At 50.1% G+C, this 15,620-nt stretch carries 12 protein-coding genes; 5 read left to right on the top strand and 7 right to left on the bottom strand.

Annotated features, from left to right (window positions below; translation table 11 throughout):
* Positions 1-62 precede the first annotated feature (62 nt).
* From FE845_RS09510 to FE845_RS09490, 5 genes are all read right to left on the bottom strand, one after another.
* Entirely contained in the window at positions 63-3,821 is a 3,759-nt protein-coding gene (locus FE845_RS09510; RefSeq protein ID WP_200363819.1) for a hypothetical protein, read from the bottom strand.
* A gap of 126 nt (positions 3,822-3,947) precedes the next feature.
* Entirely contained in the window at positions 3,948-5,147 is a 1,200-nt protein-coding gene (locus FE845_RS09505; protein WP_200363817.1) for a Wadjet anti-phage system protein JetD domain-containing protein, read from the bottom strand.
* Positions 5,148-5,182: 35 nt separating this feature from the next.
* On the bottom strand, positions 5,183-8,605 hold the full coding sequence (locus FE845_RS09500; RefSeq protein ID WP_200363815.1) for an SbcC/MukB-like Walker B domain-containing protein: 3,423 nt from the start codon (positions 8,603-8,605) through the stop codon (positions 5,183-5,185).
* Positions 8,602-9,240, bottom strand: a complete 639-nt coding sequence (locus FE845_RS09495) for a DUF4194 domain-containing protein (RefSeq protein WP_200363813.1) — start codon at positions 9,238-9,240, stop codon at positions 8,602-8,604. The genes FE845_RS09500 and FE845_RS09495 overlap by 4 nt, the downstream gene beginning before the upstream one ends.
* Positions 9,230-10,720 carry a Wadjet anti-phage system protein JetA family protein gene (locus FE845_RS09490; protein WP_200363811.1) on the bottom strand — a complete coding sequence of 497 codons (1,491 nt, stop codon included), beginning with the start codon at positions 10,718-10,720 and terminating at the stop codon, positions 9,230-9,232. Before FE845_RS09490 ends, FE845_RS09495 begins: the two co-directional genes overlap by 11 nt.
* Positions 10,721-10,807: 87 nt before the next feature.
* Between FE845_RS09490 and FE845_RS09485 the strand changes: the two genes are divergently transcribed.
* Positions 10,808-11,611, top strand: coding sequence for a WYL domain-containing protein (locus FE845_RS09485; RefSeq protein WP_200363809.1), 804 nt, complete (start codon positions 10,808-10,810; stop codon positions 11,609-11,611).
* Positions 11,612-11,702: 91 nt separating this feature from the next.
* On the opposite strand, the gene FE845_RS09480 is transcribed toward FE845_RS09485, so the two are convergent.
* Both FE845_RS09480 and FE845_RS09475 read right to left on the bottom strand, forming a co-directional pair.
* Positions 11,703-12,440, bottom strand: a complete 738-nt coding sequence (locus tag FE845_RS09480; protein WP_200363807.1) for a hypothetical protein — start codon at positions 12,438-12,440, stop codon at positions 11,703-11,705.
* A 92-nt stretch (positions 12,441-12,532) separates the two neighbouring features.
* Positions 12,533-12,880, bottom strand: coding sequence for a hypothetical protein (locus tag FE845_RS09475; RefSeq protein WP_200363805.1), 348 nt, complete (start codon positions 12,878-12,880; stop codon positions 12,533-12,535).
* A gap of 192 nt (positions 12,881-13,072) precedes the next feature.
* On the opposite strand from FE845_RS09475, the gene FE845_RS09470 reads away from it, so the two are divergent.
* The 4 genes from FE845_RS09470 (at position 13,073) to FE845_RS09455 (ending at position 15,592) form a co-directional block, all read left to right on the top strand.
* On the top strand, positions 13,073-13,921 hold the full coding sequence (locus tag FE845_RS09470; protein ID WP_200363802.1) for a hypothetical protein: 849 nt from the start codon (positions 13,073-13,075) through the stop codon (positions 13,919-13,921).
* On the top strand, positions 13,914-14,327 hold the full coding sequence (locus tag FE845_RS09465; protein WP_200363800.1) for a hypothetical protein: 414 nt from the start codon (positions 13,914-13,916) through the stop codon (positions 14,325-14,327). The genes FE845_RS09470 and FE845_RS09465 overlap by 8 nt, the downstream gene beginning before the upstream one ends.
* A gap of 22 nt (positions 14,328-14,349) precedes the next feature.
* Positions 14,350-14,838 carry a hypothetical protein gene (locus FE845_RS09460; protein ID WP_200363798.1) on the top strand — a complete coding sequence of 163 codons (489 nt, stop codon included), beginning with the start codon at positions 14,350-14,352 and terminating at the stop codon, positions 14,836-14,838.
* Between the two features lie 124 nt (positions 14,839-14,962).
* Positions 14,963-15,592 (top strand): recombinase family protein, encoded by a 630-nt coding sequence (locus FE845_RS09455; protein ID WP_200363795.1) that lies wholly within the window; start codon positions 14,963-14,965, stop codon positions 15,590-15,592.
* The last annotated feature ends 28 nt before the right edge of the window (positions 15,593-15,620 follow it).

Genomic DNA, 15,620 nt, shown 5'->3' with positions numbered 1-15,620 from the left:
GAATCGTCCAAATTTTCCATTCCTATCCAAATGTGATCGAGTTCTTAATATATTAAAGTTCTTTACCACTCTTGGGCCCATAATCCGTCTTCATCATGACGCCGGGCGTCTTGTTCGTATGATCCGGCAAGGCTTTCGATCATAGCAGCAACGTTGGGTTTAGAGTCTTTCCATTGAATGGAGAAACGCCTGAATTCCTCTGCAACCTTTCGCTCCTGCTCTCCGCCGTCGTATGGCATACGAGAGGTAACACCTCGGGAATTATGTACTCCTGTATGGAAACCTCGCCTGATGTCTTCACAGTCATCCCGATCCAATAGCTCAGCAATAATAAGATCTGGCCAGTACTCCAGTTTTTTGTTCAGTGGCCAGTCGGAAAGCCAGGTACCCACCGTTAGGTCGGTGACAGCTTCTCGATCTTTCTCCTTTGCCAGATTTCGCACTCTGTTGATCCAAGATAAAAATAACTCTCTGTCAATTTCTCCGTTGGGGCTTTTTCCCGGAACACCGCGTCCACGGTGGATCAAAGAGCCGGCTGTTTCCGCGGCTGCATGCAGGTTTTCGGGTATCGGTTCGCGCTCGGCGTTACGAGGTTTGAATGCAAAACATATCAGTTCCATGAATGATTCTGGCACGCTCAATATCTCCGCCATCAAATGGGGCACTCCATACTTATCATTTTCCAGAATCGAGTAGAAAGCGAATTCCAGGCTGACCATCTCAGCTTGGCTGCAGTCAGTTTTGGAAAGCGCCTCGAATACACGAGCGATATGCCAAGACTGTGCAAGGGCAGTACCGTCTTCTTGACCAGAAGCTATCCCCTTGAGCATTCGGATCAGTAGTTCACCTGGTAGTTCGGTTGCGCGATTTCCCATGGCTTCCATGGCGGTGCGCGGCCTGCCAGCAGTCAACAGCTTTTCCATGCAGAAAGACAGATGATCGCTGTCTGAGCGGATGAAGGATGGTCTGACAATCGACCAAAAATGATCGTGAACCGCCGGCGGCTGGTTTTCGATAAGTTCCCACAACGCCTTGAATTGGGGAGCATTGGATATAAACCCGGATACTTTCTCTGGAGATTCAGTTTGCTTCCCAAGCAGGTGCAGGCATGTTTGCAGGAAATCAATGCATTCTTTTTGCGGCACCGCATGCAGTACCCCCCAGGTCAATGAGTCGAAAAACGAGGTGTTTTGCAAATTGACATACCATCGACATAACCACGTTGACACATCGATGCGTTCAAATGGCTCCTTGACAAGCTCCCAGCCCACAAGCCTTGGATCCTCACATTGTTTGGCTAATTTGTTGATACCTTGCCAGCCCAGATTTTCGTATATTTCCCGAATTGCCATGGTGCGCAATGTCCCTCTCGCTTTGTCAGCTTCTTCGTGGTTTTCCTCCCGTCCGTCAGGGAGCCCCACCCAGCCACTGGAGAAAACCCAGACATGTCGGATGACCAAATCATCGGGGGCCAGTGCGTCGAATAACGGCCTCAGTGCATCGGCTGAATAGCGATCATGCCTGTTACCGTCCTGATTAAACGAGTTCTCCCAGTTCAGGAATTCCCTGGTTGCACTGCGAACAATTTCCCGATCTTCATCGGGGAAGCTTTTTGCGCTGACAACCAATGCTATGACCTCGTCACGGAAATTCGTATCCAGTTCATCAATCTTGGGTATTAAATCGGCTATGCGCTTGGCATTTTCCTGAGCTTGTTCGAGCAACAAATTTGCGACTGGAAGTACGAGCTGCTCTATTTCTCCATAGGTGACAACTTCGCCTGCGCCAGCGTCATCGTCGCGCCACTGTGGCTTTGCATTAGGTGAAGCCACATCGTGTCGCCCTGGTAGCAATGCCAACAAAAGTTTCCATGCTGTTTCAGGATGTCGCTCGGTTATGTTTCTGGCTGCACGAAGTCGAAGTTCGACCGACGCTGCCGTCTGCGGGTACCATGGTCGAAAAAGAGAAACCAACGAATTGAACGGTGTGTTGCCCCAATTACCTTTTACTTCCACATCAGACAGTTCAGCAAGGATGTTCGCCACTTGGCCGAGCCGGACGGGGTACCACGCCAACAACTCCAGTGCCCAAAGCAGGGTGGCATGCCAGCAGCGGCCAGATACCCCCGATGATTGTGTTTCTGTAATTAACCGAGCAACCGGTTTGTCAGGCTTACGCAAACTGTTTTCGAGCGCGCGCAGGAACTCATCGGGAGCGGCCTCGGCGAATGACCTTAGAAAGGATGAAATTGAAAGCCAGCGCTCTCCGCTAGCTTCTTCAAGAAGCTGACCAACGAAGCGCCTCACATGGTCGCTGATAACAGTTGAGCCCACGCTATCAGAAAAGTAACCCAATTTCGCAATTGACTCCGCCATGGCTTCCATCACAACACCGGAATGCTCACGAACCTTGCCATAGATAGAAGCCATCCAACGCTTATCTTCCTCGAGATCCAAGGCCGGGTCAGGTTCTTCGAACACAGCCCTAGCGACCTCGAAGAATCTCATCAATATATCGCTCGTTATCCGAGGGGCTATGAGATGCAACAACTCTAGCGGTGCCTTGGCTTTCCATAGGGAGCCGATTTTTATCACGGGCGCATCATCGAGGGCGACTAGTCGCAGTAGTTCGTTTTCGATGTCCTCATAAGCGCGGTTGGCAATCTTTGAGATGCAAGCCTTGTCACCATCTGAGGCGCTATTCCAGGCACCTACGAGAGTCAGAATAAGCAGGCTTGTGGAATCGGCAGCCTCGATCCATTCCGGCTTCTTGATGGCGGGATTTAGCGCATGCCAACGGCGAAAAACGGTCCACGATCTTCCCATTGTACGAGCATATCGGGCAGCATCAGATGCTGCTATACCCAGTTCAATCAGGGATCTCTCGAATTCATCAGGCTTTGGACGTCGGAGCTCTATATTTTTCTGCTCTATCGCTCTTCCACCAATGCCCATGAGATTGAAGGCCTGATCTCCAAAAGCCATAGGGACTATTAGGCTAATTCCATTACGCGGGGAACGATGGTAGCTCAGTCGGTTATCGGTGATGACTACCACTTCAATGCCAGGGTTAGCATCGACAAATTGCCAGCCTTCTTCTGAGGTTACGCAGGCGGCGCGTGTGGAATATCCTTCATCAATCAATAGCGCGCATACAAAGGCAACGGCTTCGGACTGACTGTCTGCCGTAACAGAAATCAACGGTTCATGCTGCTGGATGCTGTTCTTTAATGAAGTCCTGGATTCCTCCCGACCGACAAACAAATTAGAGGCTGTTACAACCGGTTTGGATTGGTTGCCCCAGTGCGCCCAGTGGTTCTCTACAGCCTCTATGCCGTGACCGGCGATATCCAACTGAATACCCAACCACAACGCGGTTGCCGGAGAGGTTTCCAGCCAGGCTTCGAGATCGTCTCCATCCCACACCCAAACATCAGCCCAAGCATTGAGGCTTTTCACGCTTTCCCGCCATGCGTCTTTTCCAGGCCAGCGACGAGAAGTCACAAAAACGAAAATGGCCCGAGCAGCATCCGCTTTGGAAATCTGTTCCAGACGTTTGTTGAAATCACTTCTCGCTTTTAAAGCCGGATCTTTTGAAGTGCCCAGTTCCCAATAACTGACTCCACTCGGAACCCAAGGGTTTCCCTCTACCGTTTCTATAACACCGTCCCAGCCAGGTATATTGACCGAGTCGCCGCCCGGCATGACAAGTGCCGTGGTACGAGCTGTTGCCGAAATCAATCTTCTCACCATTACGGGAAGCATCCCCTGGGCTTCACGCCTGTCTGACCACTGTGTGAGATGGGTTGCTGTTATACGCATGGAGAAAAGCCTCCGCAGTAATTGTCGGCAACTTTCTTTAAATCCGGACGCCGGAGTCCATCACCGAACTGGGAAAAGTGGAAAACTGGGATAACACCACTGTGTTTCAATGAGTTATGTTCTCGTTTAATCATTCGGAGGAGCCCAGTCGAGGAACTCTTGCTCCTGAAATACTGGGTTGCTCCGTAATCCTTCGGCTTCTTTGTTCCAGCCGTATTTCTCGCATATTGTTGATGCTTCTTCGATTTTCTTTTCCGGGACGGTCTTTTGCTGTCCCGAAGCTACTTCCAATGGATTCATCCGCCAAAGCTTAAGACTATGGCCGGTAGACCTGATGCTATCGGCTAATCTTGCCGCAATCCTAAACCCACCTACATCTATGTCGCCCCAATGCAGGATTTCGGTGGGCTCCACGGATGAAAGTATTCGATTGTATGCCGCGAGAAAAGATGGTGTAGGATTGCCGGCAAGATAAACGATCAACAAGTCCCTCGCTTTTTCTGCGTTGTCGGCAGCTTCATTGAAGCTCGCAAGATTCTCAATGGTGAGAACACGCCGAATAGGACTATTTGAAGTAGTCAGACCATTAATAGTGTCAGGCCTGAAGCCAAGGTACGGGTACGCCAGTGAAATGGCTGCCTCATTAACTTGAATGCTGCAACCCGGTGGGCCGCTAAGAAGCATAGGTTGAGGATGTTTAACCAGACCTAAACGTGCAAAAACATCGTCTTCTTCAGTCTCTGTGGGCTCTCCAAGAAGAAAAGCAAGCTGACGAGCGAGTCCTTCTATCCGTTTACTATCGCTAAATAACCGGGCACTTAGCCTCCGGAGCAACACATCTTGTCCACCTTCAGAAAGCTTCTGTGCGGCATCGATGATTCTCAAGCTATCAACCAGTTGATTCGCACGCTCTGCTGACACTCCGGCAGGGGCCTTCCCACGGCGCCACGCATCAACAATGTGCGCAATATCAGGAAGCCCTTCTTTAGCGACAGATTCTATTCTTGCGATGGCTCGCGATGCGACTTCCCAAGGCAATTCTTCACCAAGAATGCTCATTACTGCTTTAGGGTCGTGCAGCGTTACTCTCGAAAGCTGCCCTCTCTCTCCTGCACCGACGTCCCAATCTACCTTTATCGCTTTTGCATTTGAGTAGATTTGAAGTCGCGCATGATACTCCTCCCGGTCTGCAAATCGCTCAAGGCGATAGTACTCCCGCAAGCTCGAATTCGTCGCTGGCAAACTTACCGAAATCTTTTCTACAGACGGTTCAAGTTCGCCATCTGCGAAAATAGCACGGGCAGCTTTTTTGATAAGGCGACGCATACTCTCATCACATGCATCTGCTCCTGAGCGCAGCATCATTGCCCACCATTGTTAGAAACTGCATACTCTGCTGGCTGTTCAAGACCGAGTTGCTGGTACGCACCTTTCATAACCTCAGGGTTCTCGTCAGGCATATCGCTTACCATCAGTTTGTTGGCTTCCTCCTTGAATTTGGTCCGTTCCATTTGTAAATCCAGCCCTTCTCGATCCAGGTCATAGATGGTCTGGGTTACAGGTGCCAGCTTGGTGCGTTCAAGCTCGGGCCCCGCCATGATGAGTTGCAAGCCGATACTTTGCAGAAAGCGTGCTGTGGCTATGGCATTAATTGTGTCCATGCCATGAAAAGCCTCGTCCAGGCAAATAAGCCCAATACCGCGTTGCTTTCCTTTGTTACTGTGGAGCCTATAAGCCTTTGCAAGAGCAGCACCCGCGGCAACATACATAGGCGCTATGTGTTCACCATTGGAACCTGCCCCTTGCCGGTTACTCATACGATCGACTCTTTTACCATCGACCAAAATGTCTAAATCAAAGGTATAAAACTGTCGGTAATCTAGAACACCACTTGCGTTACCTGAGTCAGCTGCGGCTTCTACGAGATCGCGAAGCGTTTCATTAATCTCATCGGGGTTTTCTGCAAACAAAGAAAAGTTGTTATCGTCTTGGGCAATCTGGTTGATGTATCGCACCAAAGCTTCATATTGCGGCACAACCTTGGCCGTGAACTTGTAACGTTCTCCACCGGTGAATGACGGACATGACTCAAGTATTTTATTTCGCTCCCGACGCTCCAACTCCATTTCTTTGAATCGGTCATGGAGCGACATAGCTATGTCTGATCGCAACGTTTCCTCAGATGCTTGACGGGCTAACTCAGCTTCTTTCTCGTACCGATGCAATTCCGTATTAAACAGCTTCGCTTTCTCTTCCAGTGCCCATTCATGGCGATCATGCCATTCCATATCTGGAATCTGAACATCCAAACGCTCCTCCTGAACATAGCGAGCAAGTTCAAGAGAGGCGTTTTCCTCGGCCTTCCGCAAGCGGGGAGAATGAAAGTCGATTTTTCTCTCCACCTCTTTAAGGCGAAGCTCGTAGCTAGTTTCGGAGCTCTCAATTTCATCTTTCATACTATCCAGCCACTCGCTATTAACCAATGGATTGGCTACAGCCTCTTTTTCAGCATGGCGTATTGCCGGCAGCTGTTCTTCCAGTTGTTCCTTCTGTTCCCGACGTTGCTCTATTTGCTGTTTAAATCCGGCTGCAAGTCGATCGTGCTTCGTATACTGCCTCTCATACTCGGAATGTTGCGAAGCTGCAGCATCCAGAAGAGACCGCAACTCGTCTAGGTGTGAGATATCCAGACTCTCTAGTTGCTTATTTGCCAGGTCAATCATCTTATTTGCTTCAGCAAGTCTCTCAGTGACACCTTGTTCGTCATCGTTGGATTTAGTAGTTAGAGCTTTGTCAAGCCCTTCCACGCGTGTCCTCTGCTTCTCAAGCCGATTCAGTTCCCCCTGGAGTTCCGACGCATGTCGTGATAATTGCGATGTGTCCTGGACTTCCTTACCTATACGAAGATCACTAATCGGTGCGATGCGGATGGATTTGGTCAGACCTCCCTGACTCAGCATTCCGTCGCGGGTAATTGCTCTTGGATGAGTCTCGAGCTCCAGTTCGGTGTCGACTAAGCGCATGTTTCCGAATTTCTGCCAAACGAAACGACGAGCCGTATCGTCATCGGTCTCAAAAACACCTAATGCGAATTCCTCGCCTTTAGCGGGAGTGTCGACATTGCGTAGATGAAATGGCTGGATGATAGCGGCACCGTTTACCTGGATGCCTTGCTGCCTAGCCTGGCGCAATAGTTTGACCGCCTCACGGGTCTCTCCTTCCGTAATAATCAGAGCATCACGATCACCACCTAAATAGGCCTCCAAAGCCGGTGCCCAGCTTGGGTCCGAAATTCGTAGTAACGCCGACAGGGGCTTAGCTTCCATACCGGCGCGATTAAGTATCTCCAATAACCGCGCTGCACCATCATTCAACAACCGTCCGGTTTGAGCTGCTGCTGAAATCCGACGTCGAATTGCATCACGTTCTTCACTCAGTTCATTTTGCTTTTTTTGGATCGAGGTCAGATTCGTCTGAGAGAAGACCCGAATTTGTGAGAGATCCCCGTCGAGCTTCCCGATTGATTTGCTTAGCGCGCTTCCGGAGTCTTCACTTCCCCGAGCCTCGGCCAGTTCATCAACGACGGTTCTCATAAGGCTACGAATAGCGGAAAAACTCGGATCGTCGATCAATTCTCTTACCGAACTGATCAGGCGGTTGGCCCGGGATACCTCTGGATGTTGGTAGGCTGTGATTATTTGGCGCTGGGAGCTAATCTGATCTTCGAGGCGTTGCCGAAGTTGCTCATTTTGGTCGCTTTCCAAGCGAACCTTTAGTTGGGTAATTTCATTTTGTTTGAGATCTCGCTGTTCCTTCGCATCAGTAGCAAGGCCTTCTGCAGTTTCAGTCTGGTCTTTGAGTGTATCGATCTGGGTTTCAATATCGTCTATCTTCTCTCCCAGCCATTCGACATTGAATATCGCCTTTATGGCTTCAAGGGTTGCGATTCGACGCTCTGCCTGCCGCGCTCGGTCAAAGTCAGTAATGATTCCTTCAAGCCGCGAAATTCTTGCCTTTGTTCTCATGATCAGATCGCGTAACGCGATAAATTGCTCGACCTGTTTGCGAAACGTCGCAATATCAACCGGATTGGCTTCAACGACGTAATCGCGGACAAATTGGTCGATAGAGTCGACATTCTTCAGGGTCATCGACTTCACAAAAGACGACATGAATCGTCGGGAGTTGGGCATCCTTTCACCATTCAGTGCGTATAGCAGCTCCTGAACATACTCACTCGATTTATCCGTAAATATGGGAGTTCGCCCGCTCTTCCGAGCTCGCTCGCGTGCATTTTCTCGAAAGTCTGCAAACGGAATGGGGCGTCGATCATTACCGTCATAAACAATGCAGTCGTCAGCCTTCAAAGCTATACCAGGAAGGACAAAAAGGCCTTTAACCTCATGCTCATTGGTTTCTGCATCAGCTTCAACGCAGATTCCAGCAGAAACCCATTCCGTCTTCGTGTCGTTGCCAAAGACCAAAACAATGTAGGTCCGTGCCTCGTCGCGCGCACGTCCAATCACTTCGCTATCTTTCTCTGGATTACGGAGCATGCCAAGGCAGTAGCCTGCTAAGTTACGCCGCTGCTTAGTCGATACTGACTGGGTGTTAAAACGTGTGTACTGCTGATTTCCTCCAAGCATTGCGATCTGTATGGCGTCGAGTGTCGACGATTTGCCAGAACCATTCGGTCCCAAGAAGGCAGTTGCTCCTTCTACCTCGATATCAACTGCTTCATGGAGATAAAATTGAACCAGTGAGATGCGTTTGAGCTGTTTCACAAAGAGCTCTCCTTTTGTTGTTCTTTATCGACCCATCCTTCAGGCTCATACAGAAATTCGGCATGTGATTTCAGCATGGCGAGTGTTCGCTCGTTGATCAGGCTCTGAATTCCGGGGAGAATCTCCGCGAACCATGCTGAGTCTCCTAAATTCTCAGTTCTAACCAAACGAGCTATCCCCCACCTCTTCATTGCATCCATCATCCCCTGCAGTTCCGATTGGGGCTTCATTGGCAATTCACGCCCGGTTGATTCCTGAAATGCCGCTTCTAGTTCAGGCAAGCTAACTCCCGCAATGCCTGCGTGAAGTGACCCACTGTTCATGTGATGGTCATAAAGTTTTCGCAGTACTAACGCTAACAAAGTGTGCATCAGAGGAATCTTGCTCACCTCAGTGACTGTCGGAACTGCAGCTGCATATCGCTCCTGGACATTCAGATCAAGCATGCAGCCAAAGAGATCTAGCGCTTCCGCGAAGGCACTTTCATGGGCCGCCACCAAATCATAGTCTGCTCTCTGCTTCGGGTTTGCTTGGTACAATACTTGGTCAACGATCAGGCGTTTCGCCGCTTTTTGAAAATCCCGTACAGTGTGAGCTTCGTCTTGCTCTGCAATACGTTTCCAGCTAATCGGCATTATTTGGACTCCCTTTTTCCCGGCGACGAACCCTTACTACAGGCGCCTCTAAGTATTCGTTCTCAAAACGCTCACCTGTGAGCTCAATTTCAATATGTCTGCTGAGTTCCTTGAACAATTTCGGGCGGAAAATACCTTGGCGAGCATTCCTTTGCGTTCGTTCAGCTATCAACCCTAGTCGAGTGAATGCTGCCAAGACGCAGAGATCGTTGATGCTACCCACTTCCATGGAACTGCTTTCCAGGACCCCTCCGGGATCAACGTGACGATCGATGTACTGAATGATCCGCGTTTCCGAAACCTCCCGATTTCCCTTCATGATTTGGCGGACCAAACGTCGTGCTTTTGCCTCTGGTGATAGATGACGTTTCTGGATGACTGCCCCTTTGCGCTTCTTCGGTTTCTTGGTCGGCATCTTCAACGCCTCCTCGCTCAAGAGCCTTCCTTGTGACCAGCCTGTCGGTAAACACAAAGATTCGTCGTTAGGCCGAGAGTCTGCAGACCGCACGATCGCCTTTATGACCTGATCCGTCTTCATATCGAAATTACCCTGGGAACGAACCTTGTATTGGAGATAGCCAAGGGCTTGGTCATTTGCGCGGGTTACCGCGTCTTTCAGGCGTGCGAGCAATCGGTCGACTTCACGCAGTGCTAATACGCGAGCAGTATCACCCTCTATCCATGCATCTGCTTCCTCATTAGAACGGCAACGTAGGTTTTTGCGATACCATCGACGCAGTTGCTCCCGACTTTCTGGCTCTTCGGTAATTCGGGTAGCGAGATCAACAATATCCCAGCGCGATGCAAGTGGGTGGTTGCGGGAAAACAGGTCAGAGTAATCGCCGATATAGAGACTGGAGATATAATCTCCAAAGAATTTTTCTAGGAATAGATGTGTTGATTCCTGGGTGCGCAAGTATTCGCTGGCCTCCCGAACCCTCATTCGTGTGGTGTTCAGCATCCGAAGAAGTGCTGAGCATTCTTTGGCAGCGACTTGGAACACAGCAGCGTTCTTTTCAGGATCTGCCTGTACCTGCAGCAAGTTGTTTCGGACCGATTGCACACGCCCACCAATAAACTCGGGCCCTTGCTCAGCAAATGTTTTGAGCAACTCAAACAGGTTTTGGACTGTCGGGCGCATGATTACGAATTGGGTAAAGCCAACTCGATCGATGCTCAGCCAACCACTATCGAGGAAGCTTGATAGAGCGTCATGCGCGCGTATGTTTACCGGAGTCCCTCGCTCCTCAACATTGGTTTCATGCTCATCATCCCACCGGACCAAGAAACGCTCAATCGATGCCACCACGCGTTTCTGTGTCCAGCCTTCTCCCTCGGGAGGATCAGCCTCAGGTGCAAAGAAATCGTTATACAGATGGTTTAGGAGCGACCAGTTACGACGCGCATGCTCGTGCGCCCCGAGCGGTCTAAAAATATGCTCAGGTACACGATCAAATAGGTTGTCCGCATCTTCAGGCATAGGCCACCCAATCTTCCTAGACTTTGAGTTAACATTAATGTTAAATTAACACTGATGTTAATACAAATCCAGCAGAGAGTTACGCCATTGGATAGCCGCACGAGACTGCAGTTTGAGTTCATTGAGATGTTGCTAGCATATGAAGGGGAGATAACCAATCAGCGCCTTAGGGAAAAGTTTGGTATAACGAGTGTGCAAGCATCGCGAGTATTAGCCTCGTATCGAGACGCATATCCGTACAACACGCAAACTCTTAAAGGGCGAGGCCGTGGGCGCTATGGTCCTTCAGCTCGATTCAAACCGGAGATCGCCAACCTTACTATCGAGGCCTATTTCCGGTTGGTGAAGGACCAAGTGACTCATGTCAAAGTTGAGGACACCCAAATAGACTTTACCAACCTCGATCCCGCCTTGTTTCGAGTGATTCATTCAGCCATGGATCAGTGTTCAGCTACCAGAGTCATCTACAGGTCGATGAATAATCCAGATGGCGTTGAACGCGTCATCCATCCCCATGCTTTTGTATTCGCTGGAAGAAGGTGGCATGTAAGGGGCTTCGATGAGCTCACGGAGCAGCACCGAGACTTCAACCTAGCTCGAATCTGGCGTGCGGAATCAGCCTCCAAAAGTATAGATACGCCCACGGATGTCGACTGGGAAGAGAAAGTTCAACTTGAGTTACGACCGCACCCAGCACTGACCGAGGGACAAGAGAAACTAATTCGAGACGAGTTATTCAAAGGTGCCATTGGCAGGCGCATTACAACTCGACGTGCCTTAGTAAGATATGTCTTGAGGGATTTAGAGGTTGCGGAAAAACCTGAAGCCCAACATCCACCAGAATTTCAGATTTACTTGTTCCGGACAGAATCAACTAGAGAGGACGAGTGAGAGCCACATGTTGAATAGTGGTGTATCATAACGACCAGTCCTACCAGTGCCGCAAATATAGCAGGCTATATTTGCGGCAATCCATTGACTATTAATAGTAGTAGCCAGGATATTTTGGTTCCGGGCCGTCCAGAATAGCATCGGACACCGCTATCAACGGGTCAATGCAGTCTGCTTTGATCCGCGCCCAGCTTATCCAGTCCTTGAGTTCTTCACGGAGTTCCCCATTCTTGATAGCAGACATTTCTACCGCATCGATATAGTTCCGTAGCTGTTCAGCTTCCCGCCATTGCGTGGCGCTCGCCTTCAACTTTTCAAGTTGCTCCAGTTCCTGCTTTCGAAGCTCAACCTGATGATCGTGTTTATCTTTTGCTTTCTGCCATGCCTGGTGTCTGCGTTCCTGTTCCTCTGTGCGGATACGTTCCTCTTCGATCAGGTCCAATGCACCGGCAACCACTTGGTGTAGCCTTTGCTCCAGCAAGGTCTTGGGCGTATCCCGCCAACTTCTGGAAGGATAGCCGCCAATTGAAATTCTCAGTTTCCCGGTTGGGTGGTAGTCGTAGTCAGGCGGCCTTGGGTAGTGGTATCCCGCTCCCCAGCGATTCGGAGAACGTTGCCAGCGCTCAATTGCCTTTTTCTCTGCTGCGGTGACCTCATGCTTGGTTCTGGCGACATGCTCGCTAATGGCTATGGTCAATGAAGTTTCGCCCAGTCCGATCAGGGTACGACTCTTCTCACGATCCACCCAAACCTTCATGCCCTGACGTTCCAGCGCTTTTATCAGTGCGTCGCCTATCAACACTGCTCGATCGATGGCATCGCGAGTCACTTCGAAATCAAATATTTCCCCCGGCGCTGAACGCAGGCCTTTGTAGTTGTCCCACCCAGTCTTTCGCCTCAGTCGTTTGGATGCCTTCGTAATCAAGGGGTGTGGTGAATCGAGCGCTTCACAAAGCCTATTCGCTCTTGGGCAGTGGTCGCCTTTTTCCGCGAGGCTTCGGGATTGTCGGGGTTATAGGTACGTGGTCGGCTGAGCGGTAGGGAGTAATTTTCAAACTCCTTGGCGGTAGGAAGCGGGACTTTTTTCGGTGAATGTCCGGCGTTGATTTTTGCCCAGTACCCCCGTGGCGGCAAAGGTATCTTGTGCTTGCGACAAATCTTTCCCAATGCAACACCGGATATTCCATAGCGCGGTGCAACCCTGGTGACAGGCTCTGCCCATACCTCTTCGTAAAGTGATTCTCGAGTAATTGCGGCGATGCTTTCCATCGATAACCTCTGTTGAGCAAAGTGCCATTTCTTTTATAGCCAAATATAGACCGGCCTGGATAACTTATTACCGCATTAGAAGCCCAACTTTGTACTATTAATACAAACTATTGATTTATAATGATTATTTTTAGTTTATCTCTTGCATATTCTCAATCTCATGAGAGTATTTAATAAAAGCAGGAGGACATAATGAAAAGACTAGCACCCTTAACGACGGCAATATTAGCCGCTGCCTTGGCTGGCTGTGCGGCTACGCCACGGGCTTACGATGCCGAGCAATCTGAAGCTCTAAACCTGGCAAGAGCCGGTGGTATCTATGACATGGATTTGCGGGACTCTGAGGATGGCACCCGCTCCTACAGAAAAGGGATATTGGGGCCATTACTGGATCTCGCCAGCCTGGCGACTTCATTCGATGCACCGCTTCGACACCTGTCCGGCACCCAGACGTTTGTGTTCAACGCCACCGATATCATGATGACCCCCGACAAACCCTCGGCAAGACCAAGCCTTATGGGGTGGATGCCTGCGTCGAAGGTTACCTCGGAGGATCAGGCACATAAGCAGTATGTAGAACTGGTAGACCAGGCCATCCAGCAAGTGGCCAAGGATATGGCGTTGGATGCCAACAAGCTCAGCAATGTGAAGACGCCAGAAATCGACGACCACCCGCTGATGCTTTGGTCTGTTGAAAGCGCTGAATACGGGTGTGATGCAGGCCAATGTGTGGTTGCCTACAACATTAAAACTCCGGTTTACTGGAAAACACCCGCCTATATAAAAGGTGGTGAGCCGGAAAGCTACAACATCGCGGCCAATCACCCAAAAAAATACTCTCGTCTGGTTTTCTGGCAAGCCGGTGACCAATCCAGTTTCCCTGTGGATAAATTCTATCGTGCAATCAGCGGAGCCCTGCCACCCTGGATGGTGATGTATTTCCCACCGGGCTTCGTCATTCAAGAAGGCGAGCCACTGTCGTACCCGGTGATGTACGAACAAGGACAGCAATTGATGTTCAAGGAGCCCCATCATGAGTGAGTGGCACGATGAACTTGAGCTCGCGCTGTTACTGCTTGAGGGTGCCAGAATCGACAGCGATTGCATGACCTTTGTAATCAGCAGTGTTTTGAACAAGTACGGTATCTTTCATCAGTGCCGACTGGGCTACGCTGAAGACCTGCAAAGCGGCACTATGACCCTTCCACACTGCTGGATTGAACTCGAACAGGGCTGGTTTATCGATCTCGCTCTCCGCAGGTGGCTCGATGATGAGAATGACATTCCTCATGGTGTTTTCCAGCCCTCAAAGTATCCAAGGGTTCGGTATCGAGGCTTGCCACTGCAGGCACCAGGGTTGGATGAAGACGAACTTACGAGTTTCACCGACGGGCGTTACAAAGAAGTGAGGATATCGCACCTGTTAACACATGCTGCTCAGTATTGAGATACAAGCGCAGTGAAGTTATATGAAAAAGAAGAGTCATATGTGCTTAAGAATAAGACCGTGGGAATGGTATGTCAGTGGAGGAGTTGCGGTCACCGGTCTTTTGGAATTGTGGCTGAGAGACTTCAACGACGTCCCCTTTTTTTGGGTAATCCTGTTCTGGCTGTCAGTACTTCGGATTTACATCTATGGACTAGGTCAGCTCTGGCGCATGCTAACGGGGAAAGATATGCAGAAAGCGGGAAAGGAGCACGATGAGCTGGTCAATAGTTTTCATGCAAAGATCAAGAACGATATTGAAATGTTTGGTCGAAACTTTCTCAAGGACAAAACTATTGATGATTACAAAAAGTCACACCCTGAAAGCTTCAAAGGGAGAAGGTTTATAGCGTGTCATGAGTGTGGCGGTCGATCAGTCTGGGTTAAACAAATGGGAAGCACTCGCTATGGCATCCATAACCAGCACATCTGCAGAACTTGCGGTGTAGCCTTGTGGCGCTCAAACCTATGATAAGGCTGGTTCTAATTGGGTACACATCAAGGGAACCTAATAACCAGACCACTCAACATGCTAAAGAACCACTTATAACAGACCGGGAAGGCGGAACCATTTATAACAGACTAGGGAAGTATTCATGTTTATACGCGCCTACTTGAGAGCATCAACCCAGGAACAAAATGCCGAGCGGGCCAAAGCATCGCTAATCCAGTTTGCCGAGCAACACGGTCAGCGCATTGCTGCCTTTTATACCGAGAACGTCTCCGGTGCCACATTGCATCGCCCCGAACTGATGCGACTGATTGCCGAGTCAGGCGAGGGTGACATTGTGCTGGTAGAACAGATAGACCGGCTTGCCCGCCTTAAACAGCAGGACTGGGATACGCTTAAACAGAAGCTGGCAGCCAAGCGCTTGGCCATTGTCTCACCGGAGCTTCCCACGAGCTGGCTGGCACTGGAGAAGAAGCAGGACACCGGCTTTACCGATTCTATCTTGCAGGCTGTCAACAGCATGATGCTTGACATGCTGGCAGCGGTCGCCCGTAAAGACTATGAAGACAGGCGCCGCCGACAAAACGAAGGGATCAACAAGGCCCGCAGCGAGGGCAAGTACCAGGGCCGCCAACCCGATCTGAAAAGACGGCAGCACATCGCCAGTTTACTGCGCAGCGGGCACAGCTATAGCGAAATACAGGATATCCTCAGCTGTTCTCGACATTTGATTGCCTCTGTAGCAAGAGAACAGCGCCAGTCTGATGCAGCATAAGTATGAGGTACCCCCGGAAGTTACACGC

Source organism: Marinobacter sp. 1-4A (assembly GCF_016597725.1).
Classification (GTDB): Bacteria; Pseudomonadota; Gammaproteobacteria; order Pseudomonadales; family Oleiphilaceae; genus Marinobacter.
Note: the sequence above shows the minus strand (reverse complement) of the source record. Positions and strands in the feature narration are given on the sequence as shown.